At 43.4% G+C, this 24,730-nt stretch carries 18 protein-coding genes and 1 pseudogene; 11 read left to right on the forward strand and 8 right to left on the reverse strand.

Annotation, left to right across the window (positions count from 1 at the left end; all coding sequences use genetic code 11):
• Nucleotides 1–98 precede the first annotated feature (98 nt).
• Nucleotides 99–1,757 (forward strand): PucR family transcriptional regulator, encoded by a 1,659-nt coding sequence (locus MHB50_RS13060; protein WP_077109837.1) that lies wholly within the window; start codon nt 99–101, stop codon nt 1,755–1,757.
• 1,146 nt (nt 1,758–2,903) lie between these two features.
• On the opposite strand, the gene MHB50_RS13065 is transcribed toward MHB50_RS13060, so the two are convergent.
• The 3 genes from MHB50_RS13065 to MHB50_RS13075 form a co-directional block, all read right to left on the reverse strand.
• Entirely contained in the window at nt 2,904–4,643 is a 1,740-nt protein-coding gene (locus MHB50_RS13065) for an AAA family ATPase (protein WP_340083868.1), read from the reverse strand.
• A gap of 85 nt (nt 4,644–4,728) precedes the next feature.
• On the reverse strand, nt 4,729–5,136 hold the full coding sequence (gene mgsA / locus MHB50_RS13070; protein WP_077109834.1) for a methylglyoxal synthase: 408 nt from the start codon (nt 5,134–5,136) through the stop codon (nt 4,729–4,731).
• Nucleotides 5,137–5,170: 34 nt separating this feature from the next.
• On the reverse strand, nt 5,171–7,915 hold the full coding sequence (locus tag MHB50_RS13075; protein WP_340083869.1) for a GTP-binding protein: 2,745 nt from the start codon (nt 7,913–7,915) through the stop codon (nt 5,171–5,173).
• A gap of 461 nt (nt 7,916–8,376) precedes the next feature.
• Here MHB50_RS13075 and MHB50_RS13080 point away from each other — a divergent pair, with 461 nt between their 5' ends.
• Both MHB50_RS13080 and serA read left to right on the forward strand, forming a co-directional pair.
• Entirely contained in the window at nt 8,377–9,534 is a 1,158-nt protein-coding gene (locus MHB50_RS13080; protein WP_340083870.1) for an alanine--glyoxylate aminotransferase family protein, read from the forward strand.
• The gene (gene serA, locus MHB50_RS13085; RefSeq protein ID WP_077109831.1) at nt 9,527–11,137 is read left to right on the forward strand and encodes a phosphoglycerate dehydrogenase; all 1,611 of its coding nucleotides are present in this window, start codon (nt 9,527–9,529) and stop codon (nt 11,135–11,137) included. The genes MHB50_RS13080 and serA overlap by 8 nt, the downstream gene beginning before the upstream one ends.
• A 293-nt stretch (nt 11,138–11,430) precedes the next feature.
• Here serA and MHB50_RS13090 read toward each other — a convergent pair.
• A pseudogene (locus MHB50_RS13090) lies at nt 11,431–11,601 on the reverse strand (IS110 family transposase); the annotation flags it as partial.
• A 565-nt stretch (nt 11,602–12,166) separates the two neighbouring features.
• A complete protein-coding gene (locus MHB50_RS13095; RefSeq protein ID WP_077109828.1) occupies nt 12,167–13,309 on the reverse strand; it encodes an HAD family hydrolase in 1,143 nt (380 codons plus the stop codon).
• Nucleotides 13,310–13,448: 139 nt separating this feature from the next.
• Here MHB50_RS13095 and MHB50_RS13100 point away from each other — a divergent pair, with 139 nt between their 5' ends.
• Nucleotides 13,449–13,664, forward strand: a complete 216-nt coding sequence (locus MHB50_RS13100) for a hypothetical protein (RefSeq protein ID WP_077109827.1) — start codon at nt 13,449–13,451, stop codon at nt 13,662–13,664.
• A 144-nt stretch (nt 13,665–13,808) separates the two neighbouring features.
• On the forward strand, nt 13,809–14,297 hold the full coding sequence (locus MHB50_RS13105; protein WP_340083871.1) for a QueT transporter family protein: 489 nt from the start codon (nt 13,809–13,811) through the stop codon (nt 14,295–14,297).
• 286 nt (nt 14,298–14,583) lie between these two features.
• On the opposite strand, the gene MHB50_RS13110 is transcribed toward MHB50_RS13105, so the two are convergent.
• A complete protein-coding gene (locus tag MHB50_RS13110) occupies nt 14,584–15,870 on the reverse strand; it encodes an MFS transporter (protein ID WP_340083872.1) in 1,287 nt (428 codons plus the stop codon).
• Between the two features lie 40 nt (nt 15,871–15,910).
• Nucleotides 15,911–16,738 (reverse strand): STAS domain-containing protein, encoded by an 828-nt coding sequence (locus MHB50_RS13115; RefSeq protein WP_077109823.1) that lies wholly within the window; start codon nt 16,736–16,738, stop codon nt 15,911–15,913.
• 196 nt (nt 16,739–16,934) lie between these two features.
• On the opposite strand from MHB50_RS13115, the gene dpaL reads away from it, so the two are divergent.
• From dpaL to MHB50_RS13145, 6 genes are all read left to right on the forward strand, one after another.
• Complete coding sequence (gene dpaL / locus MHB50_RS13120; protein WP_340083873.1) at nt 16,935–18,155, forward strand: diaminopropionate ammonia-lyase; 1,221 nt, start codon at nt 16,935–16,937, stop codon at nt 18,153–18,155.
• A 205-nt stretch (nt 18,156–18,360) separates the two neighbouring features.
• The gene (pxpB, locus tag MHB50_RS13125) at nt 18,361–19,074 is read left to right on the forward strand and encodes a 5-oxoprolinase subunit PxpB (RefSeq protein ID WP_340083874.1); all 714 of its coding nucleotides are present in this window, start codon (nt 18,361–18,363) and stop codon (nt 19,072–19,074) included.
• Nucleotides 19,071–20,084 carry a biotin-dependent carboxyltransferase family protein gene (locus MHB50_RS13130; protein WP_077109821.1) on the forward strand — a complete coding sequence of 338 codons (1,014 nt, stop codon included), beginning with the start codon at nt 19,071–19,073 and terminating at the stop codon, nt 20,082–20,084. Before pxpB ends, MHB50_RS13130 begins: the two co-directional genes overlap by 4 nt.
• Nucleotides 20,085–20,858 (forward strand): 5-oxoprolinase subunit PxpA, encoded by a 774-nt coding sequence (locus tag MHB50_RS13135; RefSeq protein ID WP_077109820.1) that lies wholly within the window; start codon nt 20,085–20,087, stop codon nt 20,856–20,858.
• A 63-nt stretch (nt 20,859–20,921) separates the two neighbouring features.
• The gene (locus MHB50_RS13140; protein ID WP_340085338.1) at nt 20,922–22,064 is read left to right on the forward strand and encodes an NRAMP family divalent metal transporter; all 1,143 of its coding nucleotides are present in this window, start codon (nt 20,922–20,924) and stop codon (nt 22,062–22,064) included.
• Between the two features lie 71 nt (nt 22,065–22,135).
• Nucleotides 22,136–22,927 (forward strand): putative hydro-lyase, encoded by a 792-nt coding sequence (locus MHB50_RS13145; RefSeq protein ID WP_077109818.1) that lies wholly within the window; start codon nt 22,136–22,138, stop codon nt 22,925–22,927.
• Nucleotides 22,928–23,493: 566 nt separating this feature from the next.
• On the opposite strand, the gene MHB50_RS13150 is transcribed toward MHB50_RS13145, so the two are convergent.
• Entirely contained in the window at nt 23,494–24,459 is a 966-nt protein-coding gene (locus MHB50_RS13150; RefSeq protein ID WP_340083875.1) for a D-glycerate dehydrogenase, read from the reverse strand.
• Nucleotides 24,460–24,730: the final 271 nt, after the last annotated feature.

Genomic DNA, 24,730 nt, shown 5'->3' on the forward strand with positions numbered 1-24,730 from the left:
TTTTATAGCAATAAAATTCAAAATTCATTATCCACTCTGAACAATTTGGCTTCCCAAGTTTGTATATTTCATATTTTTAAAGAAGGTGAGGTGCAAAAATGAAAAAAGTCGAGGATTTATTTTTAGTAGATGTTTTCCAAAACGTAAAAATTATAGCCGGACATGCGGGTGTAAAAAGAGTTGTTGAGTCGATCGAAATATCGGAAACACCCGATGTCATTCACTTTTTAGCGGAAAATGCCTTATTGCTGACAACCGGGTTCGCCTTTAAGGAAGACCCTTCTGCGTTATACAATCTTATTGCGGAGTTGAGTGAATACCCTTGTGCGGGAGTCGCGATCAAATTAAAAAGATTCATCGACGAAGTCCCCCAAAACGTGATCGACCTGGCTAACGCAAAAGACTTTCCCATTATGAAAATTCCAGAATCATTGACACTTGGTACGGTTGCCCATCAATTATTAAGTTTTATATGGAATCATCAAATCGAAGAGCTGACGTATGCGATTCATGTCCACAAGAGATTTACCAATATGATGATAAAGGGATATACACTGCAATCATTGATTGATAATATCGGCTTTTTAATCAAATGCCCTGTCCTTCTACTGGACCCTATTGGGGATATTGCCTCTTTTTCCAAGCATTTTCAAAAAGAGGATATGAAAAACATCATGAACAAAACGGAGGAAATCATTAAAAAAAAGAGAGAGCCATTTCAAGTTCAAAAGCGTTTTTCAATCCCCGATCCAAACAAAGAAGGTGACTACATTTCAGCCAGAATATTCCATGTCAAGACAATGCATCCGTACCCATACCTGCTCATCATATTTTATATGGACAAACTTTCCCATCCCTCTTCACCGTTGGCCATTGAACAGGCATCGACAGTCATTTCTTTTACACTGCTTAAAAATGAAGCCATTCGAGAAAACAGCCGTATGCTGGAAAATAATTTCTTTACTTCCCTTGTTGACGGGAACATCACGAATAGACAAGAGATCATTCATAGGGGAAAGCAGCACGGCTTGCTGGACAATCAGAAATACGCTTGCATCGTTTGTAAAATGGATGAGGAAAAGCAGGATCCCTTTTCGCAAAATACAGAAATGATGAACAGACTGTATGATTATTTAAACAGATTTTTGGATAAATCCATTTTAAAAGCTGATGCCAAAAATTTAGTGTTTATGAAAGATGAATTCTTTGTCATTTTGATGCAATGCCCCAAAGACTTGGATGATCCGCTGAAAAACAAAATCGAAGAATGGCTAAAAGAATTTCAACGTGAAGCATTCTCCAGTTTAAACATTTCACTTTCATTTGGGGTAGGCAATTTTTTTAACGACATTGCCTATATACCGATTACATATAAAGAAGCGGTAAACGCCTGGGAAGATGGAGCAGAGCTGTTCCGGTTTTCATTTATCAACTTTTACGAAACAAAGCAATTGCAAGAAATGATTCGCTTGATTCCAGAAGAAAACTTGCTCAAATTTTATGAAAATACTTTACGCTCACTTTCTTATCCACAAAATAAAGATGAAGAAAGTTTATTGAATACATTAATGGTGTATTTGGACCATAATTGTGAAATAGCGATCACGGCGAGAAAATTGTACGTACACAGAAATACTGTTAAGTATCGAATTGCCAAATGTGAGGAAATGTTGGGGTATCCGATCGAAGATTCACAAAACTCACTCAATTTACGCATGGCTTTGCTGATGCGGTCAATGTTTACGGAGGGAAAATAAACATATAAAGTGATCGGCGGTTACTACTTGTGAGGTACGGGGCACGCAGAGAGAGCGTTCCTTATCCTAGTAACAGAAAGTGAGATCCCTAAAAATCAAGCAACATGCAGAGGAATATCAAGGAGAGATAATACATCACTTAAATTTTACCTTTTTGTGTCTTGACAAAAGGAGGGCATTATACTTTTTGGGAACCCTGAAATGTGAACAGTATTATTTATATACAACGTTTGAGGAACTCCAAAAAGCCGTGAGTTATCCACTTCTATAATCACAAATGTCTATAAGAAAGACTAAATGGTCTCAACCCGTTTGAATACAGAGCGTAAGTCGTATAATCCTGTTCAACTGTCAACTTAACGAGGAGACAGTTCACAGTGATTTTCATTTTTGCAATTTGCGCATAATATACAGTAAAAACATATTTTTTTGACTTTAATTGCTTTCTAATGATCGTTTGTTTTATATTAAGGGGAGTATTCAGAATGCAAAAAATGCGAATTGGGGGATGGTTATAATCGGAGGTTTGCATGTTTTTTTAATCGCTGGTTTACTATCAATATTTATTTTCTATGTTGCTTCCTATTACTTAAAAAAGAAATATCCACACAGAATTTATTATTTATTGCCAGCCATTATCATAACAGTTTGCTTGTCTTTATTTGCAATCTTTTCAATTTTTACAGTAATAGATGGTTGGGTGGTTATGGGGAATTTCTTTTTCGCATTCGCCATTGTCACTGGAGCTTTTATAGGGACATTCCTTCCGTTTTTATTTCTAAAGTCTAGTAAATAAAGATAATAGTTAATTAGTTGTTATCACTGGGTCGCATACTGGCATAGTTATCCTGTATTGGCTACAGGAAAGCTTTTTAAGACGATCCAGCACGGCAGTCACCAATGCTATCCTTTCAATCGTCCCGGCAGTCTTACGATGACGAGTGAGACAAAGCAGATAGGAAGTGGGTGAAGAGGACGGGATTTGGCGCTTGAGCCACTACCTCACGATAACACCTTGTCTTCCGCTAACGGTTCCTACTGCCAAGCCTGTAGCGGACTTTAACCACCGAGTATTCACCCATGCCCCGTGTACAATAAAAAGGGGCGTCCAACATCGAAAAAATCGACTGATTGGACACCCCTTGTTTACACAAGAACCAGTTCTTCCGAACCCTCCACGGGTCTTTCTCCCCCTACGATTTGCTGGACTTCATGTCCGTCCAGCGTTTCTTTGTGAAGCAGGGCTTCCACCAGGTTTTCGTACTCGGCTTTATGTGATTTGATCAAAGCTTCAGTTCGTTCGATCGCATCATCAAACAGCTCTTGCATTTTGGCTTCTTTTTCTTTCTTGTCAAACGTCAAGGTAAATCCATCCTGCAGCATGCCCGTATCGACCATTTGTTCCAAAATATGCTTGGCTTGCTGGACATCACCGCTTACTCCGATACTGTGTTCACCAAGGTAAAGGCGCTCTGCAACACCGCCGGCAAGAATCATACTCACTTGGTCAAGCAATTCGCTTGTCGTGGACAAGTGCAATTCCTTCTGAATTGGTGCCACATAGCCAAGCGCTTGGCCACGCGGAATGATGGTTGCTTTTCTTACCGTATTTGGTTTTGTGAGAGCTTGGACAAGCGCATGCCCCGCCTCATGTATCGCCACTCGACGTTTTGTTTTCGGATCTTTCAATGACCGGGATGTACTGCCAAGGATCGTTCTGTCGATCGCATAATCAAGGTCTTCCTTCCCGATTACGTCTCTTCCTTCCCGTACGGCTTTTCTGCTGGCTGATTCAAACAATGAACTAATTTCAGCACCGGAAAAACCCGAAGTACTTTCAGCCAGCATGTTTAAAGACGCAGCAACTTCCGGTGATAAACTTTTGCCTTTTACATGGATGTCAATGATTTCTTTTCTTCCTTGCGTATCGGGAAGCGGAACGTGGAATGAAAAATCAATCCGTCCCGGACGCAAGAAAGCATCATCCAACATGTCTTTCCGGTTTGTCGCCGCTATAAATAAAATTCGGTCGTTGGAATGGCCGCCATCAAGCTGAACGAGCAGTTCCGTCAGCGTTTTTTCGGTTTCTTCCCCGCCGTGGGCTTTCCGTTTCCCGGCAAGCGCATCTACCTCATCAATAAAGATTACGGCCGGCGCCTGCTTGCGGGCATTTTCAAACAGTGAACGCACCCGGGAAGCACCAACACCCACAAATAGTTCTGTAAAGGCGGAACCCGATGAAGAGAAGAAAGAAGCGCCAATCTCATGGGCAATGGCCTGTGCCAACAGTGTTTTTCCCGTACCGGGAGGCCCATATAATAAAATTCCTTTCGGAGCCTTGATTCCAAGCTTGTCTGAACGATCAGGATCTTTGATAATTTCCAGCGTCTGAAGAATCTCTTCTTTCATCTCTTTTGGCAATCCACCCACATCATCTAATGTAATAGATGGAAGAGGCGTTTCTTTAGCCGTGCTATTCTTCATGGCGGAAACGCCAATTTTTCCTTTTTTATGCAAAACGAACGCGGCACCAACCATGAGGACAATCAGGCCCCCAATGAGCCAATTCCCTGCTTGGTTGCCGTCCGTATATTTATAGCTTATATGGTAGTTTTGAACAAGCTTTTCTACCATCGGACTATCCGGTCTGACATGGGAGATGAACTTTCCTTCCGGTGTCTTCAGGTACAAAGTTCCATCAGAAGTTTCTTTAAGTGAAACCTGCTTGCCACTTTGGGCTGCTTGTATCGTTTTTTCCATTTGCGAAAATGGAATGACGGTTCCTCTATCGAAAGATTGAACCGCCCACACAATGCATGCCGCAATGACAATCACACCAATGGCTAGAGGAACAATCTTCGCTGTGATCTTGGAATTCGATTTCACTCTTCCATCTCCTTATAAATGTAAAAATCTATGTTCTAGTATAACATCTATAAAGAGATTAGGCTATAAGTCATATTATGGCATGTCAGTGGATTTCTTTATGAATAATAGAGCGCCATTCCAAGTCACCGCGTTCTAATCCGCGAATCAGCACCTCGGCTGTTCCCATATTTGTAGCCAGCGGTACACCGTAAACATCACTCAGCCTCATCAATGCAGAAACATCCGGTTCATGAGGCTGGGCTGTCAGTGGATCCCTCAGAAAAATAATCAAATCAATTTTGTTCTCCGCGACAAGAGCCCCAATTTGCTGATCCCCTCCAAGCGGGCCGGATTGAAAGCGTTGAATATCGAGACCCGTAGCCTCCATGATTCTCGTTCCTGTCGTTCCTGTTGCAAACAACTGATGCTTTTTCAAAATATATTTATAAGCCATGGAAAATTCGACTATATCGTCCTTTTTCTTGTCATGCGCAATCAGAGCAATCCGCATAATCGTCCCCCTTTTTCTTCATGCGTCACATATGTTAGCCGTTCACGCTGTTATTTGTCCGAGAACCTGTTTTACTTTTTCCTTTCATCCATTCAAGCTGGCGGAGTCTGACGTCAAACAACATCAACGGGTTGTGGAATTTTTCCGGATTTGATTTCATGTCATCCAGCTTTGCTTTATTTTTGTCCACTGTCTCTTGGAGTTCATCCGCAGATTTCCGCAACACATGATACGGATTGCGGAAGAACAGTGATATATCCCTGGGAATTGCTTTTTCAAACAGTTCAAATTGCCGAAAAAACTTTTCAGCGATTGATTCTGCCGTATCATCATAATTTTCGTTTTCTATATATTGACGGTAACGTTTATACATGATGGATTGATTGGCCGGTATCACTCCAAACAGCTTCCCGGCACTTTTTAATAGAACTTGCGCAGGCGTTCTTTTTAGTAATATGTTTTCTTTATCTATCTGAATGGTGCCTGTCATACGATCGGCGTCTCTTCGCCAGTCCCCAAGAATTTGAAAATCGCAAGCAAGTTCGAGTCGCTCTTCTCCGAACATAAGATTGAACCCTTCATTCCACTCGATTAATTGCTCTTGGGCCTTGTTCAGTTCCCCTTCGGAAAAACTGATCCAATCCTGAAGCGAGCTGATATATGTTGGATGGACCGTATACTGCAAATAATCGGAAATCCGCTTGTTCATTTCATCATTCAATTTTTTGTGGATCGTCCCAAAGTCGCTGTCCTCCTGAAGAATATCGGCAGATTCCTTAAGCAATTTCGGTACGGTTTTTAACAGATCAGATTTGATTTCATCCTTAAATGATCGGTAAGCATCGCTTAATACTTTTGTTTTTTCCTCTTCCAGATCATACAATTGATGGATGGCGCCCTGGATCTTAGTCAGCACCTCTTCATCAAACTCAATCGCTTCGGTAAGTTCCCTTTGGATTTTTTCGCGTTGTTTCAGCAGGCCCCCGATCATTTTTTTGATTAAAAAGATCAGGTGTCCTGTTAACAGCAGCCAATTTTTCTTTTCGTCGACCTCATTTAATATGCTTTCCAATTGGCTGTCACTAATTGGATCGGAACCGGAAATGGCGAAGAAGTTTGCGTCAGGAAAAAATTGAGAAACATGCTGCTTCACGCTGTCAAGCTTTTCGTTCGTGATGGGTCCATGCGTCTGTAAAATAAAATGGACTGGATATTCCGGAATATGCTCTTTAATTTCATTTAACAGTTCTTGCTCATCAATAGTGAGTGAAGCATCTTCATTTAATATGAAAAACATACACGCGCTCATCCGGATACTTTCAATGACACTTTCCTTCCTTTTGGGAAAATGCAGCACCGGAAAATCAATGACAGATAACCTATGATCTGCCAAAAAGCGGTTTGGCCATATATATTCGATCAAGGCGTCGGGCTTGCGTTCGCCTTCCACCAATTCGTGGCTAGTAGTTACCGTTGCGATGTTTTCGTTCGTAATGAGACGAAATGCAGTCGTCTCTCCGTGCCCATAAAGTACTGGAACAGACGTGTCAAAAAAATCTGCTTCCGTACTGCCTAGCAGCATATTAACGAAGGAAGACTTGCTGCCTGCAGACGTACCGGCTATCAAGACCGTTTTATGATCCAACATGGACAGTTTTTGAAACATCCATTTTACTTTTGGATTCATGGCAGCATTCATAGCGGATGCCCATTGTTCAATCGACTTGAATAAATTTTGGCTGTCCATAAACAGGTTTGAGCGATCTGCAACTCCAGAAAGCCGTCCAAGAATATCTTGGGCTTCCTGTATTGAAGATTCCCCCACGCTGGCAGGGAATACGTCGTTCCAGGCAAGCACCCCGGCGGCGGCTGCAGGAGCCGTTGCGGAGTCAGCTACTTGAAGCCATGATGATAATAAAGATGGTACGACTTCTTTGAGCCGCTCTAAAGGAAAATCTTCTAAAAGCAGCTTCCTAAAGGAATCGGAGAATTTGGCAGGCAGTTTATTCCACCGATATGATGCTGTTATCTCCGATTTGGCGATCACCGCACTTAATTCTTTCAACCAGGACAAGTAATGATCCCGTTTCTGAAAATTGTCCCATAAAACAACCGTCATTTGTTCAAAAAGCGAAAAGTCTATTGCCTGCAATGCGGTTAGCGCCGGCACAAAAAAGCGCGGCTCCTGGGCACTGGCATGCCCGTTTTCTATATAATCGAGCAGCTTTCTGAACCACTGCCGGGATTTTGTCCTGACCGCCTCACTTATCGTCAGATCCAATGCGCTTTCCCAGTCCTGCTGTTCTTCAAAAAATGCGCAAGCAAGTTCCGTTACATTTTCATAGTCAGGATTTAATACAACGGCATTTTTAATCATTTGGTCTGCTTCTCCGGCTTTGCCCTGCTGCAAGTATAAAGAGAAAAGCTGTAATGAAATTTCCGTGTTTAAGATCAGAGAATCGGACGAAATGGATTTATAAATTTCCTCCGCAGTACTTAGCAAGTCCAACTCCATATAAGCATCCGCTATATTTTTTTTCGCCCACGGCTCCAGTTCATTATGTATATTCTCCCATTTGAAGATGGCCGCTTCATAGTCATTATTTAAAAAGTACACTTCTCCTTGGGCAAAACGAATGTAGGAGAGGTCCGCCATTTCTTTCTTTTGCTCGGATACATATAGTTCGCCCAGCACCCGAATCGGATGTTCAGACTCATCCCCCTTCAGAAAATGTTGTTCATGGTAAAGCTTTTTTACCAAATATTGTTCCTTTTCCACTTTCATCACCCGCCCAATTAGAATATAGCATATATTAATAATACTATATTTCATTTCTTGGTTTCTTGCATCGTTCAGCTAATGTAATATAAATGAAATAATGGGAGCGGTTACAAAGTTTTTTTATCATTTAAGTCTTTTTATTGCGAATGCGTTGTGTTAAAATGATCACAAACATAGGAAATAAATGATGAAAGTTATGATGAAGAAGGCATGGAGTAAAACCTTAAGAGAGTCGGTGGCTGGTGAAAACCGATGCTTTTGCTTCAATATTGCCCAGCACTTCTGAACTGGCTTTGCAGCCCGGCGCTTCGCCGTTATTCACTCGAGACCGCTCTTTGGAAAAAGTGGCGGTGAACGAGGGTGGCACCACGGAGATTACGTCCCTCATAACAAGGCAACCATGCCTGTTATGAGGGCTTTTCATTTAATTTTAACTTTTTGAAAGGGATGAACAACAAGTGTTTCTAGACAAAGAATATTTATTTACACCGGGGCCGACTCCCATACCGGATCGGGTAAAAATTGCCATGAACCAACCGATGATCGGGCATCGGGGCGCTGCTTTTCCCGTGTTGCTGGAAGATGTAGCCACAAGGCTCCAACCAGTCTTTGGGGCGGACAACCCTGTTCTCATCATTTCAGGCAGTGGAACAGGCGCCCTTGAAACAGCAGCTGTAAATGTAATAGATCCTGGAGATGACGTAGTTGTTATTGTCGGTGGTGCTTTTGGCGACCGTTTTGCAAAAATTTGTGAAGCTCACGGTGCCAACGTCCATAAGCTTGAAGTTGAATGGGGTACTGCTTGCCAGCCCGAACAGCTTGAAGATTTTATAAAATCTCTTGATGCGAACGTAAAAGCCGTTTTTGCCACTTATTGTGAGACATCAACAAGCATTATCCATCCGATCAAACAACTCGGAGAAGTGACCAAGCGCCTGACAGACGGGCTGTTTATAGTTGATGGCGTCAGCTGCATTGGCGGTGTTCCTGCGGACATGGCAGGATGGAATATTGACATTTTAGTATCCGGATCACAAAAAGCGCTCATGCTTCCTCCGGGCCTTGCATTCGTGGCTGTCAGCGACCAGGCGAAAGAGGCGATCCAAAAAACAAAAAATACCCGGTTTTACTTTGACTTAAACCGCTATTTTGACAATTATGACCAAAAAAAATCAACTCCGTTCACTCCTGCCATCTCTTTAATATATGGGGCGCAGGAAGTATGCAACATGATTGATGAAGAGGGTTGGGAAAATGTCATTAAACGCCATGAATTGTTAAAAACAATGACGCGCGAGGGAGTGAAAGCTCTTGGCATCCCGCTTTTGACAAATGATAAAGAGGCTTCTCCGACAGTTACAGCTGTCATGCCTAAGGACGATCAAGCGAATGCTATCAGAAAAATCATGAAAGACAAATATCATATTTCCCTTGCCGGCGGACAACAAAAGCTATCTGGAAAAATATTCCGGATCGGCCATATGGGCTATTGCAATCCGTATGATGTCCTCACCGTTTTGGCGGCATTGGAAATGACCATTAAAGAAATGGAAAACAAAGACGTACTTGGTCTAGCGACCAAAAGAGCACAGGAGGTTTGGGCAGAACATGTATAAAGTATTAGTAACGGATGCAATCAGCGACAGCGGATTAAAAGTATTGTATGATCATCCGAATTTTACCGTCGATAAAAAATCAAACTTGTCCCCTGCGGAATTGAAAGAAATCATGAAAGACTATGACGCTCTCATCGTCCGGAGCCAAACACAAGTAACGGAAGACTTGCTTGATGCCGCGGACCGACTTCGCGTCATTGCCCGTGCGGGTGTAGGTGTGGACAATATCGACGTCGCCACTGCGACAAAAAAAGGCATTATCGTCATCAACGCACCAGGCGCCAATACGATTGCAGCCGCAGAACATACGATGGCGATGATGTTATCGATGGCACGCAAAATACCGCAAGCCCACATGTCCACTTCTGCTGGAAATTGGGACCGAAACGCGTTTAAAGGCGTTGAATTATACGAAAAAACACTCGGCATCATCGGCATGGGCAAAATTGGTGCGGAAGTATCGAAAAGAGCCAAAAAATTCGGCATGAGCATTTTAGGCTTTGATCCTTATTTGACAGAAGAACGCGCCAACCAACTCGGCATTACGAAAGCCTCTTTGGACGAAATTGCTGAACAAGCCGACTTTATTACGGTTCATACTCCGTTAACGAAAGATACAAAAGGCCTCATTAACGACGAATATTTGGCCAAAACGAAAAAAGGCGTTCGGATTGTTAACTGCGCACGCGGCGGCATCATCGACGAAGCCGCTTTGGTAAGGGCATTAAACTCCGGACAGGTAGCAGGTGCTGCCATTGACGTTTTTGAAACCGAACCGGCATCCAATATGGAGTTGCTTACGCATCCAAATGCCGTTGTAACACCACACTTGGGTGCTTCCACAGTAGAAGCACAAGAAAAAGTAGCACAAGAAGTCAGCCAAGAAATCATTAATATTTTTGAAACAGATTCAATCCGCCACGCGATCAATATGCCTCAAGTTTCCGGGGAAGCCCAGAAAAAACTTCAGCCGTATATTGATCTTGGCGAGCAGATTGGCATTTTGTCCATTCAACTTTTAAAACATGCTCCGGACAAAATTGAAATCAACTTTTACGGTGAATTGGCCAAACAAGATACTGACCTGTTGTCGAGAACGATGATTAAGGGAATCCTTTCCCATCATCTGAGCGACTCTGTTAATATGGTCAATGCCCTTCACCTATTAAATGACCAGGGAGTTGCCCTTAACGTGGTGAAAAATCCGACAAGCAAAGGTTTTGCCAACTATATGGAACTCACTTTATTTAAAGGTGATGAGCAGGCAAGCATCGGTGCAACGGTCCTGAACGGATACGGCGGCCGCATCGTAAAAATGAATGAATACAGGGTTGATGTGCGTCCCGAACAATACTTGCTGTACATTGAACACCACGACGTTCCAGGAATGATTGGCCGGGTTGGATCAATTCTCGGCAGCCACGAAATCAATATCGGAACGATGCAAGTCGGAAGAGCCGTAGCCGGCGGCGAAGCAATCATGGTTCTTACTTTGGACAAAAAAGTGGATGAAAGTGTCGCAAAAGATCTCGTCGCCATGGACGGATTAAGGGCTGTCCAGTTTTTGGAACTGCCCACTGCAAATGTGCCGGTTTATCATTAAGAAAAGAAACTGGGACATAAGCAAATACGAAATATCAAAGGGGCCGGGACCAAGTTAAAAGCTGATTGATTTTCGTAAAAATAATGAGGATAAAACCGCTTGAAATCAAGGCTTTTAAACTTGATTTCAAGCGGTTTATTCATTTTACAGGGTTCTATCCCGGCTCCTATTCTTACGATTAGTCAAGTGTATTTCATCAATTTCTATTATTGTGACTAAATTTTCACATGACGAAAAGACCTAACGATTTTTATTTTTTTCAAGAGGTCTGTATGGTATAGTTGAGTTATGTTTTAATACGATTTCTGAGCTGGTAGTGCGGACTCATAATCGTATGGAATACCTTGCGTCACTAACTGAAATGTTACTTTTAGAAATGTATTGACGCAGGCGATGATCGCAACCTTATGAGGCTTTCTCTGAGGTTGCGTTTTTAATTTATAGTAGTAATCCACAAAATGATTTGGCTTCTCTTTTAAGGCTCTATACTAAATGTTGGGGTTTCCACACAATTTGCCCGTAAAAAAATACACGCAAACATCCAATTCTTTTTGAATTGACGAGAAACAAGAAAAGATTGGAGTTGCGTGCAAGTGAATTTTACCATAAAAATCCCGGTCTTGAAGATGTATGGATCACAAAAATGGAAGAAGCGGAAGATCGCATTGCGCTTATGGAGTTCTATGGAGTTCGCCTTCAAATTCACATTGACAATTGCCATCATAAACGACCATCGAACTTTTCCCTTTACTTACATCTAGTGCAATGACATGTTTCATATCGTTTCTCCTTTTTCGCCAAATATAGAAGTCTTCACAGTACCTTATCGATTCCACTTTCTTATACACGATCTCTTGGACCCGACAAACTAAACTGATTCTCATAAGGGTGTGAAGTTAGCCTGTTTTATATACGGACTCTCAAATGGTCCCAGAGGCTGGTCGACTTTCCTTCGCTTCTATTATAAAAATAGTAGCACAAACCATGGCCTTGGTTTGTGCTACTAATCTTAGCATGTTTTTATTGTCTTTATTTCACAAGGGACAGCACAATCTCTTTTACGTCAAGAACACTGTCCAATATATAATCTGCCTGATGTTCCTCAAATTCCGGGCGCGCATCTTGCCCTGACAATCCCGTCAGTACTGCCGCAAACAAGCAGCCCATTTCCCTTGCCGCCAGTAAGTCAGCGAGCGAGTCCCCGACAATTAATGTTTCTTTCGAATGATCAATGGGGAGTTTTTCGGCAAGGCATTGTTCTACCGTTTTGGTTTTTCCGGAAAGTGCCAAAATATATGTAAACGGGTGGGGCTTAGCCAAGGCGGGGATATTATTGTTTTCCCGCTCCGCCTTTAATACATCATCTGCTGTCACGATATAATTACGATCAAAATGCTGTAGCCAGCCCAATATTCTAAACGGTTCAATCGTCTCTAGTTCCGGGCGCCCTGTTCCAACCCCGATTCTTACACCGTGATTGTTTAATGCCGCAAACAACCCGGCAATTTCTTCTTTGGGCGCAAGCACTTTTTCATCGGACATAAACCCGGCTTTTCCGGTTTGTACTGAAGGCTTGCCAGTCGATTGAAAGACGTATTTGTCTCCCACATACCATTCTTGGGAAGCATGTTCGCACGTCGACCATAACGCATCCGCTTTGCCAAAAATATCCGTATCCACACCGAGCTTTTCTTTCGACAATGTGTCCAAATGCCCCAGTAGCCCCTGTTTGGACGGTTCGGCCGTTTTGAAATCATCAAGAAATTTCGCGTAGTCAAGCTCAACCCGCTTTCCTTTCAAGTTCGCGCCTATTTCAAGCAAAATATCACGATTGATCTCATTTGTCAGCCACCCTTGTATTTGATCCGCAAATTCATCTTTTACCTGTTCCAACACATGAATCAACTGGTAACCGACTGCCAAATATATCATGTCCCAGTTCGCGTTTAATCCGCAGGCCTTCATAAATTTCAAGGCTTGGTCCTGAACAAACACTTGTGAGCGAATGTCATCAATCTCGCGATCTCCAAGATCTGTTTTAAATGTTTCGGGTTCGAGCCCCAAATATTTGCTACTGTTCAATACTTCCCACACCGTAAGTGCAGACATGTCAAAATATCGTTCTTCACTTAATAAAACGCCATCCACATCAAATAAAACCGTTTTTACCATGAGTATCTCCTTCGGCTGCTTTTTTCCTTTAGTGTAGCATAGGAAGAAAATAATGTCTTTAGGCGGGCCAACTTTCACACATTTCATATGCATATTCAAAGAGCTTTTTCCCATGCTAAAATAAAAGGAGTTGAACAAAATGCCGAGAAAAACCGAAAATGTCGGTAGCAAAACAACTGGCCATCATGATGGAACATATGAGGGCGTCATCAATGACCCCGGATTGCAAAGCCCTGGCATTGGGATTGCCGCAAACAATGAGAAAACGCCCAATCCTTTTCGCCTGTCCAAAACAAAAAACAAGGATATGACAGAATTCGAACAATATATGCGCGGCGATTCTCTTGATAAATAATCATCATAAGTGAACAGGAAAGCCTTGTCAGCTTCCTGTTTTTTATTGACGAAGCAAGGCGTACGGCGCTATTATAAAGTCTCGGGCTTCGACCCGCGTGGTTCGAAACCATCCCACGTTATCAAAACTAAGGAGAGAGTTAGATTGAAGTTAAAAACGTTGGCCACAAACAGCATTTTGGCGGCACTTTACATGGCCGTATCCTTTTTTATCCAGCCTTTTGGATTTACGAACATCCAATTTCGTGTTTCCGAAATGTTTAACCATCTCGTTGTTTTTAACAAAAAATATATTTTTGGCATCGTAATGGGCGTCTTTTTAACGAATCTGCTGTTTTCGCCCCTTGGCGTATACGATCTTGTTTTCGGCGTTGGACAATCATTGATCGCCCTGCTCATTACAATATTTTCTTCTAAGTTTTTGAAAAATATTTGGCTCCGGATGATATTTAATACGGTCGTCTTTACTTTCACCATGTTTATTATTGCACTTGAATTAAAGCTTGTCCTTGGCTATCCATTTTTCATTACTTGGTTTACGGTCGCGGCAGGGGAATTTGTCGTCATGTTCGCAGGAATGCCCATCGTTTATTACTTGAATAAACGAATTGGCTTTGACAAGCTTTTATCATAAAAAACTGGAAGCTTCAGCTTGTGGGGAAAGCAAGTGTTTCTTTTCTCTGCAAGCTTTTTCCTGTTGCTTCATTCCTAGTTCGTTAAAAAGTCCTCTCCATACTGACTGTTCGGGCACCATTTTATCATTGTTCTTATAAGTAAACAGATATGCGTGCCCCCTGTTCTTTATCAAAGAAGTACAAAGCTTCGGGAGCGTTGATGACCAAACCATAAAAAAGCGTGCAACGGTAAAAAGGCTGCCGAGAATTTTCTCAACAGCCTGGGAACGGATCATCCGCGGTTCCTTATCCTGCCTCTTCATCCAATTCCTCGTCTTTCCGGTCACGCACCGTGGCAATGGCAATCAATGAAATGAGAGAAGTGAAAATGATGTACAAAGCAACAGGGACATACGAATTGTTATATGCATTCAGCAATGCTGTAGCAACTAACGGGGCGGTCCCTCCCGCGACAGCGGCACCAATCTGGTAACCGAGAGATATACCCGTATATCTTACGTTTGACTTAAAAATCTCCGAAAACATTGTTCCAAGGACAGCCGTGATCGGCGCCCAAATAATTCCCAAACCCACAATAGTAGCCACGATCAACAGCACTTTGGAATTTTGGTGTAACAGCCAAAAATAGGGGAATGCATATAAAATCATCAAAACGGTTCCACCAACATAAAGCGGCTTCCGGCCCACTTTATCCGAAAAACGTCCCATCACTGGAATCAACAGTGTTGTAACAACAGTAGCAATTGTAACCGCATTCAACGTAACCGTTCTTGAAAATCCAAGATTGGCCGTCGCATAGGAAACGATGAAAGTCGAGAAAATGTAAAATGGCGCGGTTTCCACCACTTTTCCCCCGATGGCAATCAGCACCTCTTTCCAATGGGTACGCATCGTTTCAACAAAAGGCAATTTCGCAATTTCCCCTTTTTCCTGGGCTGCCTTAAAGGATGGTGTTTCATCAATTCCTTTACGAATCCATAAACCGAAAAAAACTAAAAATGCGCTTAAAATAAAAGGAACCCGCCATCCCCATGTCATAAAGGCATCTTCCGGGAGCAGTGACATGAGTGAAAGTGCCAGCGTACCGAGCAGCATGCCGATTGTTACGCCCATTTGCGGAATACTGCCAAAAAATCCGCGTTTTTCTTTCGGTGCGTATTCAACAGCAAGCAAAAGGGCTCCTCCCCATTCTCCCCCAAGACCCAAGCCTTGAATGAGGCGAAGCAAGATAAGCAATACAGGAGCCATTGTGCCAATAGAAGCATACGTCGGCAGCAATCCCATTAAAACAGTCGCTCCCCCCATTAGGGACAACGTTAACACAAGTGTTTTTTTGCGTCCGATTCGGTCTCCAATATGACTGAACACAATTCCCCCAATCGGGCGGATAAAGAAAGCCAACGCGAATGATGCATATGCCAACAATAAACCGACCGCGGGATCATCCGCGTGAAAAAACAACTCATTGAACACAAGAGCGGCAACCGTCCCATACAAGAAATAATCAAACCACTCGATGGAGCTTCCTACAAGACTGGCAATGAGTACCCTTTTTGTCACTTTATGTTCCAATCAGCTTGCCTCCCCTTTCAGCTCATCTTTTGTCAATCACTTATGGTAAAAGATAATCACGGATTGCCTGTTGCAGTGTCCCTTTTAAAATGGCTTTATCCCCAAAAGAGACGCCCAGATCAATCACTTTCTTCACTACAACCGGGTGCAGTCCGGTAATGACCGCTTTGCAGCCCATCATTTCAATTCCGTCAATCATTTTTAAAAATTGGTCAATGACATATGGCTCCATTTCGCCAACGCCCGACAAGTCCATAATCAATGTTTGAATGCGTTTGCTTGAAATCTCCATCAGCACTTTTTCAGTAATGGAAGCTGAGCGCCTGTTGTCGATGCTTCCAATTAAAGGAAGCACGCTAATCGAGGCATCAATTGGGATAATCGGAGCAGATAAATTTTCGACCATTTTCCGCTGCGATTCAATCAGCTCATCTTTAAACTTGGAATAAGCAATAAAAAAGCGGTTGAGAAACTGGTCAATTCCTTGGTTGATCTCTTTTTCCACTGCATAAAATTGATCAATAGGCACTTCTTTCCCTTTCAAATAATCGTACTGATGGAGGAAAGCCCAAAGGGTTCTGCGAATCGCCTGCACCCACTCGAGTTTAAATGACAAAGTAAGAGAAAATCGCGCCCAGGCCTCCCCTTCCTGATTGGCAAAGGCGACCACTTCTTCTCCCCTGCCCTCCACAACGAATAAAACAAGCTTATGGGCATTTTCTAACAGATTAATATTTCCGATTTGGCGAATTTCTTCAATTTTATCACGGACATTGACTGCTTCTTCTAAAAGGCGCTTCTCAAACTGGTCTCTATTTTCTTTTAAGAAAGCTTTAATATCTTGGTCTTCATGATAAGTCAATTCCATGTGGCAGTCCCTCTTTCATCCTAAATGTAGAAAAAAAACTTATGAAAATAATTCATAATTTGTTCATATTTTAGCAGATACAAAGCTTTTTTTAAAATAATATGGAAACCACGGCTCAGTCCCTGGACTGGCAAAATATATCCGTTTCCCCTATGGTAGAAGCAGAAGCCTATTTACAAAATGGAGGGATGAAGAATTGATAGATAAGTTGTCGGAACACGTCAAATGGGTATCTAATCATAAACACGCAAAGAAAGCCTCAGAGGACTTGATCTATTTTTCCCGTGAGAAGATAGAGTCAGTATTGCGTTTTCAAATGTCCCACAAAAACTATTCAAGCACTCCCCTTATTGCATTACATCACCTGGCCAAAAAATGGAATGTAAAAACAGTTCAAGTAAAAGATGAATCTTGGAGATTTGGCTTAAACGCCTTTAAAGTGCTGGGAGGCATTTATGCCATTGGAAAATACTTGGCAGAAAGGTTAAATAAACCGATTGAAGAACTGTCATTTGCAGAATTGACTTCCCCAGAAGCAAAGAAAAAGCTCGGTAATATCACGTTTATTACGGCTACTGACGGCAACCACGGCCGGGCAGTCGCCTGGGCAGCCCGTGAACTGGGACAACATTCCGTTGTATATATGCCGAAGGGGGCCTCCAAAGCCCGCTTGGATGCGATCCGGAATGAAGGCGCCCACGCCGGCATAACCGATGTAAACTATGATGAAACAGTAAAATTATGTGCCAAATTGGCGGAAGAAAACGGTTGGATTCTCATCCAGGATACCGCATGGGAAGGATATGAAGAGATCCCTCTTTGGATTATGCAAGGATATGCCGCCATTGCTCTGGAGATCATTGATGAAATAGAGCATAATGACGAACAGCCGCCGACACACATCTTTCTTCAGGCGGGCGTCGGCACGTTTGCCGCCGGAATTGCCGCTTATTTCGCACAGCATTACAGAGCAAATCAGCCATCTATTATCGTCGTGGAACCGGATCAGGCCGACTGCTTTTACCGTTCATTTTTAACAGGAAATATGAAAACCGTTACAGGTCATTTAGATACGATCATGGCAGGGCTGGCCTGCGGCGTTCCTAATGAGACGGCGCTCCGAATTTTAGACAGCACAGCGGCTGCGGCTTTTTCATGTTCCGATCCCATCGCCGCCCTTGGTATGAGAATATTGGGAAATCCGCTTGGGGTTGACCGAAAACTAATCTCCGGGGAATCCGGCGCGGTCACAATGGGTTTGTTGTATTATCTTTTGACTGCCCATCCCTGTTTTGCGGAAGAACATTTACAGCTTAATAAGGAATCGAGAATCCTTTTGATCAACACCGAAGGAGATACAGATAAACAGCGCTACCGTGATATTGTGTGGAAGGGAACCCATTCAATAAGCTTTTGAACAAAGGCTCCATTGAAATATTTACATGTTGCATGCTAAAATGCATGATAAAAGAATGCTATTTTTGGGCGAAAAAACTTCCAAAACATACATTTATTTTTTCAACATCAATGAAGGCGTTTACAGTAAGCGTCTCCAATTATAGGGAAATTCCCCCACTTAACTTACGCTTGTCCACTATATATAGAAAAAATGGGGTGAAAAAATGAATTATCATCTTAAACCATTTGGTGACAACGCGGTAGTGATTCATGGAGGCGATGAGATCAATCCGCAAACGCAAAATCTTGTTCAAAGTATTTGCGAAATTCTTGAAAGACAGCATGAAGAGTGGTTGATCGAATATGTCCCGGCTTATACAAGCGTGACACTGTTTTATGATATTTATATAGCTTCCAAACTAGCGAAGAAACATGAGCCGCCTTTTGAAACCGTTTCCCGAAGAATTCATGAACTGCTTTCTTCTTATACGACCGAACAAAAAATAAGGCAAAGAGTGATTGAAATCCCCGTGTGCTATGGCGGTGCATTCGGGCCCGACTTGTCATATGTTGCCGAACATAATGGACTCACCCCCGAAGAAGTCATCGACATTCATTCCACTGGGAATTACACCGTTTATATGATCGGGTTTGCACCCGGCTTTCCTTTTGTTGGCGGTATGCCGGAAAAAATCGCCACTCCAAGAAGGAAGACGCCCCGGCTGAAAATTCCACCAAGAACAGTTGGGATCGCGGGAAAGCAAACAGGAATCTATCCGATTGAAACACCCGGTGGCTGGCAACTTATCGGCAGAACTCCAATAGAGCTATTTTATCCTGGTCAGGAGCCTCCCACCTTGCTCCAAGCAGGAGATAAAATTCAATTCAAGCCGATCAGCTTGAAGGAATACAAGCAGTGGGAGGTACAGAGCCAATGATCAAAGTGCTACGTCCCGGTCTTATGACAACCGTTCAAGATCTCGGAAGGACCGGCTACCAAAAATACGGAGTCATAACAAGCGGAGCAATGGATCCGTTGGCGCATCGGATCGCCAATTTGCTTGTCGGGAATAGCGGCAATGAAGCCGCCCTTGAAATCACATTGGTCGGACCTGCCATTCAATTCGAAGAAGATACGCTCATCGCCATTACCGGCGCAGACCTCTCCCCCACTATAGATGGAGAACAAGTAAGGGCATGGCGGCCTGTTCTTGTCAAAAAGGGAGCCCGCCTCGATTTTAAGTATGCGCAAAAAGGATGCCGGGCCTATTTGGCCATCGCGGGCGGATTAGATATTCCCATTGTGATGGGAAGCCAATCCACTTATCTGCGCGCGAAAGTGGGTGGATACAAGGGACGTGCCTTGGAAACAGGGGATCGCCTATCAGTCGGTTCCTCTTCTGCACTTTCCAAACAGATTCTGAAGCAATTGGCGATTCAATGCGGAAATAAGCCGTTTGCAGAGAGTCGTTGGGCCGCTTCCGAAAACCTGTACCCGCCTCTTGAAAAACGCAGGTCTGTTCGGGCAATGAAAGGCCTTCAATTTCATTGGTTTCAGACAGCAAGTCAAACAGGCTTTTTTGAAAAGCCCTTTTATGTTACGTCCGAATCGGATCGGATGGGGTACCGATTAAAAGGCCCTGCCTTACAACTAAAACAAGCAAAAGACATGATATCGGAAGCCATCAATATCGGATCCATACAAGTGCCGCCAGACGGAAATCCGATTATTCTTTTGGCAGACCGCCAGTCTATCGGCGGATATCCGAAGATCGGACAAATTGCTTCCATAGACTTGCCGCTCGTTGCCCAGACGAAGCCCGGAGAACAGATCAGTTTTACAGAGATATCGTTGGAAGAGGCCCAAGAATTGTATGTAGAAATGGAAGTTTCCATCGAACAATTGACACAAGGCATTTATTTAAAAATGACTCGGGAGGGAGCTTAAATGTATACTGTCGATTTAAACTGTGATATGGGAGAGGGCTTTGGAGCCTACATAATCGGACATGACGATGAAATCTTGAATTATATTACCTCTGCAAACATTGCCTGCGGCTTTCACGCTGGCGATCCTTCCATCATGAAAAAAACAGTAAGAAATGCGCTAAGAAAGAATGTAGCCATTGGTGCCCACCCCGGCCTGCCCGACAAATTGGGATTTGGCCGGAGGGAAATAAATATTTCCCCCGAAGAAGCATATGACATCGTTGTTTATCAAATTGGGGCGCTCCATGCGTTTGTCGCGTCAGAAGGCGCAAAGTTACAACATGTAAAGCCGCACGGAGCGTTATTTAATATGGCCGTAAAAAATGCCGCTCTCTCAAAGGCAATCGCCGAAGCCGTATACAAGGTGGATCCGGAACTAATCCTATTTGGTCTTTCCGGGTCAGAACTCGTAAAAGCCGGAGAAAAAATCGGGCTAAAAACGGCAAATGAGGTGTTTTCGGACCGGACATACCAGGAAGATGGGACACTAACTTCCAGACAGGAAACCAATGCGCTCATTACCGATCACGGCAAAGCGGTCAACCAGGTGATCCGGATGGTAAAAGAAGGAAAAGCTCCCACCCTTCAAGGAAGGGATATTCCGATTAAAGCTGAAACTGTCTGCATCCATGGAGACGGTCAAACAGCCCTCGAATTTGCCAAATATATTCCGGAAGCATTAAAAAAGGAAGGCGTTACTGTTACCGCGATTGGAAACTTCATACATCAATAGTTGGAGGAATGATTAGTGGCTAAGAAAGGAAATGCGAGCCTCTTGCTTGGAGCTGCCTTCCTAATGGCAACTTCGGCAATCGGGCCAGGATTTTTGACACAAACAACTGTATTTACTGAAAAATTATTGGCAAGCTTCAGCTTCGTCATCCTCATGTCAATCATTATTGATATTGGTGCTCAACTGAATATTTGGCGTATTATTGCCGTTTCGGAAAAGCGTGCCCAAGATATCGCAAATGACGTATTGCCTGGCTTGGGCTATTTGCTTGCCGCTTTGATTGTGGCAGGAGGGCTGGCCTTTAATGTCGGCAACATTGCCGGAGCCGGTCTGGGCGGGAATGTTTTGCTTGGGTTGGATATCAAGGTAGGAGCGCTTTTAAGTGGTGCTGTCGCCATTGGCATCTTTCTCGTACGAGAGGCTGACAAGGCGATGGACCACTTTGCCCAAATCATGGGCTTTGTCATGATCGGGCTAACCGTTTACGTGATGTTTACCGCACAGCCCCCGGTTGGAGAAGCGCTCATGAAAACATTTGCGCCAGACCAAATCGACATATTGGCCATTATTACCCTCGTCGGCGGCACGGTTGGGGGCTATATTACGTTTGCAGGCGGACATCGTTTAATCGACGCCGGATTAAAAGGGAAAGAGGCACTGCCTGAGGTGACGAGAAGCTCGGTGAGCGCCATCGGGATTGCGTCTATTATGCGTATTTTCCTTTTCTTAGCTGCGCTCGGGGTTGTCGCGCAGGGATTCACACTTGACCCAGGCAATCCGCCGGCATCTGTCTTCCGACTGGCAGCCGGCGATATCGGCTACAAAATATTTGGGATTGTTATGTGGGCGGCGGCCGTTACTTCTGTTGTGGGCTGTGCTTATACTTCCGTTTCTTTTATCCGCACCTTTCATCCGACTTTGGAAAAGTATCATAATTGGATCATTATCGGATTTATCACTGCTTCAACACTTGTCTTCATTTCCGTTGGACAGCCAGTCAAAATTTTGGTGTTGGTCGGTTCCTTAAATGCGCTCATACTCCCGCTTGCGCTCGGAGTGATGCTTGTTGCTGCCCACCGCGCAAAAATTGTCGGTGATTATAAGCATCCCCTGTGGATGACCATTTTTGGCATCTTTATCGTCATCGCCATGTCATATATGGGTGTGTATTCGCTTGTCAACGGAATTCCGCAACTCTTTAAATAAGGAGCCAATGAAAATTTGAGAATGAGCGAGTCTTTTAGAGATCATTTAACTTTTTTGAAGGAGGACAAATCATGAGTTTAATGGCCGACATGAATCCGGCAGAGATCAGACAACTCATACGAAGGAAAAAGTGGGTAAAACCAACGTCGGGATTGGCATCTGGGTTTGTACAAGCAAATTTGGCCATACTGCCGAAAGAACTGGCTTTTGAATTCCTGCTGTTTTGCCAACGGAATCCAAAGCCTTGTCCGTTAATCGATGTGACAGAGCCGGGCTCTTTCATTCCAACATTATCTGCGCCAAATGCCGACATCAGAACCGACTTGCCCAAATACAGGGTATATCGCAATGGCGTATTAACAGAGGAACGGACAGACATCTTTGATTTTTGGAATAACGAAATGGTCGCTTTTCTTCTTGGCTGCAGCTTCACTTTTGAAGAAAAGCTGCTGGACAACGGCGTGCCGGTCCGCCATATGGAAGAAGACTGCAATGCTCCTATGTATATTACAAATATTCCTTGCCAAAAAGCAGGACGTTTTGAAGGCCCGACTGTCGTAAGCATGAGGCCGATGCCTCCCAAAGACGCCATTCGCGCTGTGCAAATTACGAGCCGCTTTCCAAGTGTCCACGGAGCCCCCATACATCTAGGAGACCCTGAACAAATTGGAATTCGAGATATCAATCAACCTGACTTTGGCGATAGCGTCACAATCAAAGAAGGAGAAATTCCTGTATTTTGGGCTTGCGGAGTCACCCCGCAAGCAGTCGCCATGCATGTAAAACCTGATATGATGATCACACATGCACCCGGGCACATGTTTTTGACCGATTTAACAAATGAAAGTCTGAGTATTATGTAAAGTAAAAAACGAGGCTCATCTAGCTTATAGAGAAAGTGGATATTCATTTTTGTTACTAGTAAAAATGCATAAAAACCTGTCTCTCCTGTTTGTTACTGAAAAAGCGCATTGGCAGATGGAAAGCATTGCACCAATATTGTGGAAGAGGCGATCATCCGGTAATGATTTCGCCTTTATCATTACCGATAAGGCGGAAGTCACGCACGCTCCCCACTTTATCCCTTGCCGAAATAGGGGAAGTAACGATCATCCGGGCACGGATTTCTTTTTTATCTTACCGAGGAGTTTGGTATAATTCCTCTTTTATCGTTACTGAATTGCAAAACAGATATGGTTAGGGCGCGTTCTTAAGAAATCGCGATCATTCTGTCTTTTGCTAAAACGGCTGTTACTAAGAGCAGGAAGAAAGGGCTGTCCAAAAAGTAAAATTGCAGCTTGAAAATAAAAAAACAAAACCCAAGAATGCTGTAAAATTAACATTCTTGGGTTTTAAATTGTAGTGCATTTACTCTAAATTGGACTTTTTAGAATGCCCCTGAATCAGCCTATTCAGGCTAAATTTTGCTTTACCACACGGGGTCGATTGGTTTTTGGCCAGTCAAGACGGCAACCATGTTCTGAGCCGCCCGCATGGCCATGGCATCGCTTGTTTTTTGGGTGGCGGATCCGATATGGGGAGTTGTTACAACATTTGGCATTTGGAGCAAAGGGTTGTCTTTTTCCACTGGCTCTTGATCAAACACATCCAGTGCGGCCCCATGAATCTCCTTATTTCGCAAGGCAGTGATCAAGGCCTGCTCATCGACCGTTTGGCCCCGGGACACATTGATGAAGATTGCCGTCTTTTTCATCAGCTTGAATTCTTTTTCCCCTATTAAATGGCGGGTTTCCGGAGTAAGCGGTGTCATTAACAAAACGAAATCAGATTCCTTTAATAAATCTTCGAAATGACTGTATGTAACGCCGATCTCTTTTTCAACCTCGGGCTTTTGGTTCCGGTTGTAATAAAGAACATCCATATTAAATCCGAATTTTGCCCTTCTGGCAATCGCTTCTCCAATTCTGCCCATTCCTATAATGCCGAGAGTCGCATGATGCACGTCTACACCCATAAACGGATCATCACCATTCTCTCGTTCCCATTTCCCCTCTTTCACAAAACGATCCAGCTCAGCGATGCGGCGGGCAGAAGCAAGAATGAGCCCAAAAGCCAAGTCGGCAACGGTTTCATCCAAAACATGCGGTGTATTAGTTCCGATCACGTTCCTTTTTTTCATCGCCTCTAAATCAAAGTTGTTATAGCCAACAGAAACATTGCTCACAACTTTCAACTTCGGTGCGTGATTTAGTAGATTCTCTGTGATTCTTCTTCCAGTAGTCATCAAGCCATCTATATCAGCAAGCTCTTTCAGAAGCATGTCCCTCGGGATCGCTTCCTTTCTTTCCCATTTGCGAACTTCACAATGTTTGGCAATATATTCTTCCACTTCTTTTGCCACCGGAAGCGTAATATACACTTTGGGTTTACTCATGGCACTTTCCCCCTGTTTCATCATTGTCCTCAAACTCATTTTAACATTGATCACCTGAAAATAAAGGGAAATGAGAATCCCTTAGTCTCCCAACACCCATACCGCACGGCAAACATTACTGATCCGATGCAGGAGACTTTTCCCGATGAGGAGCAAAAACAACCTTTTTTATATCCTTCAACTGTTGAAAAAAACAGTAGTGAAGGGAAACGCTTTTTTACAAAATCCGCATCTCATAAGTGTTAAGTTCCCTCTATCTTTAGCTTTCAAA

Source organism: Siminovitchia sp. FSL H7-0308, assembly GCF_037980985.1.
Taxonomy (GTDB): Bacteria; Bacillota; Bacilli; order Bacillales; family Bacillaceae_C; genus Siminovitchia; species Siminovitchia thermophila.

Excerpts from the sequence above, each read along its gene's own strand:
- MHB50_RS13060 (WP_077109837.1), top strand. The coding sequence starts at position 99 with ATGAAAAAAGTCGAGGATTTATTTTTAGTAGATGTTTTCCAAAACGTA.
- mgsA (WP_077109834.1), bottom strand. The coding sequence starts at position 5,136 with ATGCGGATTGCTCTGATTGCGCATGACAAGAAAAAGGACGATATAGTC.
- serA (WP_077109831.1), top strand. The coding sequence starts at position 9,527 with ATGTATAAAGTATTAGTAACGGATGCAATCAGCGACAGCGGATTAAAA.
- MHB50_RS13095 (WP_077109828.1), bottom strand. The coding sequence starts at position 13,309 with ATGGTAAAAACGGTTTTATTTGATGTGGATGGCGTTTTATTAAGTGAA.
- MHB50_RS13100 (WP_077109827.1), top strand. The coding sequence starts at position 13,449 with ATGCCGAGAAAAACCGAAAATGTCGGTAGCAAAACAACTGGCCATCAT.
- MHB50_RS13115 (WP_077109823.1), bottom strand. The coding sequence starts at position 16,738 with ATGGAATTGACTTATCATGAAGACCAAGATATTAAAGCTTTCTTAAAA.
- pxpB (WP_340083874.1), top strand. The coding sequence starts at position 18,361 with ATGAATTATCATCTTAAACCATTTGGTGACAACGCGGTAGTGATTCAT.
- MHB50_RS13130 (WP_077109821.1), top strand. The coding sequence starts at position 19,071 with ATGATCAAAGTGCTACGTCCCGGTCTTATGACAACCGTTCAAGATCTC.
- MHB50_RS13135 (WP_077109820.1), top strand. The coding sequence starts at position 20,085 with ATGTATACTGTCGATTTAAACTGTGATATGGGAGAGGGCTTTGGAGCC.
- MHB50_RS13140 (WP_340085338.1), top strand. The coding sequence starts at position 20,922 with ATGGCAACTTCGGCAATCGGGCCAGGATTTTTGACACAAACAACTGTA.
- MHB50_RS13145 (WP_077109818.1), top strand. The coding sequence starts at position 22,136 with ATGAGTTTAATGGCCGACATGAATCCGGCAGAGATCAGACAACTCATA.
- MHB50_RS13150 (WP_340083875.1), bottom strand. The coding sequence starts at position 24,459 with ATGAGTAAACCCAAAGTGTATATTACGCTTCCGGTGGCAAAAGAAGTG.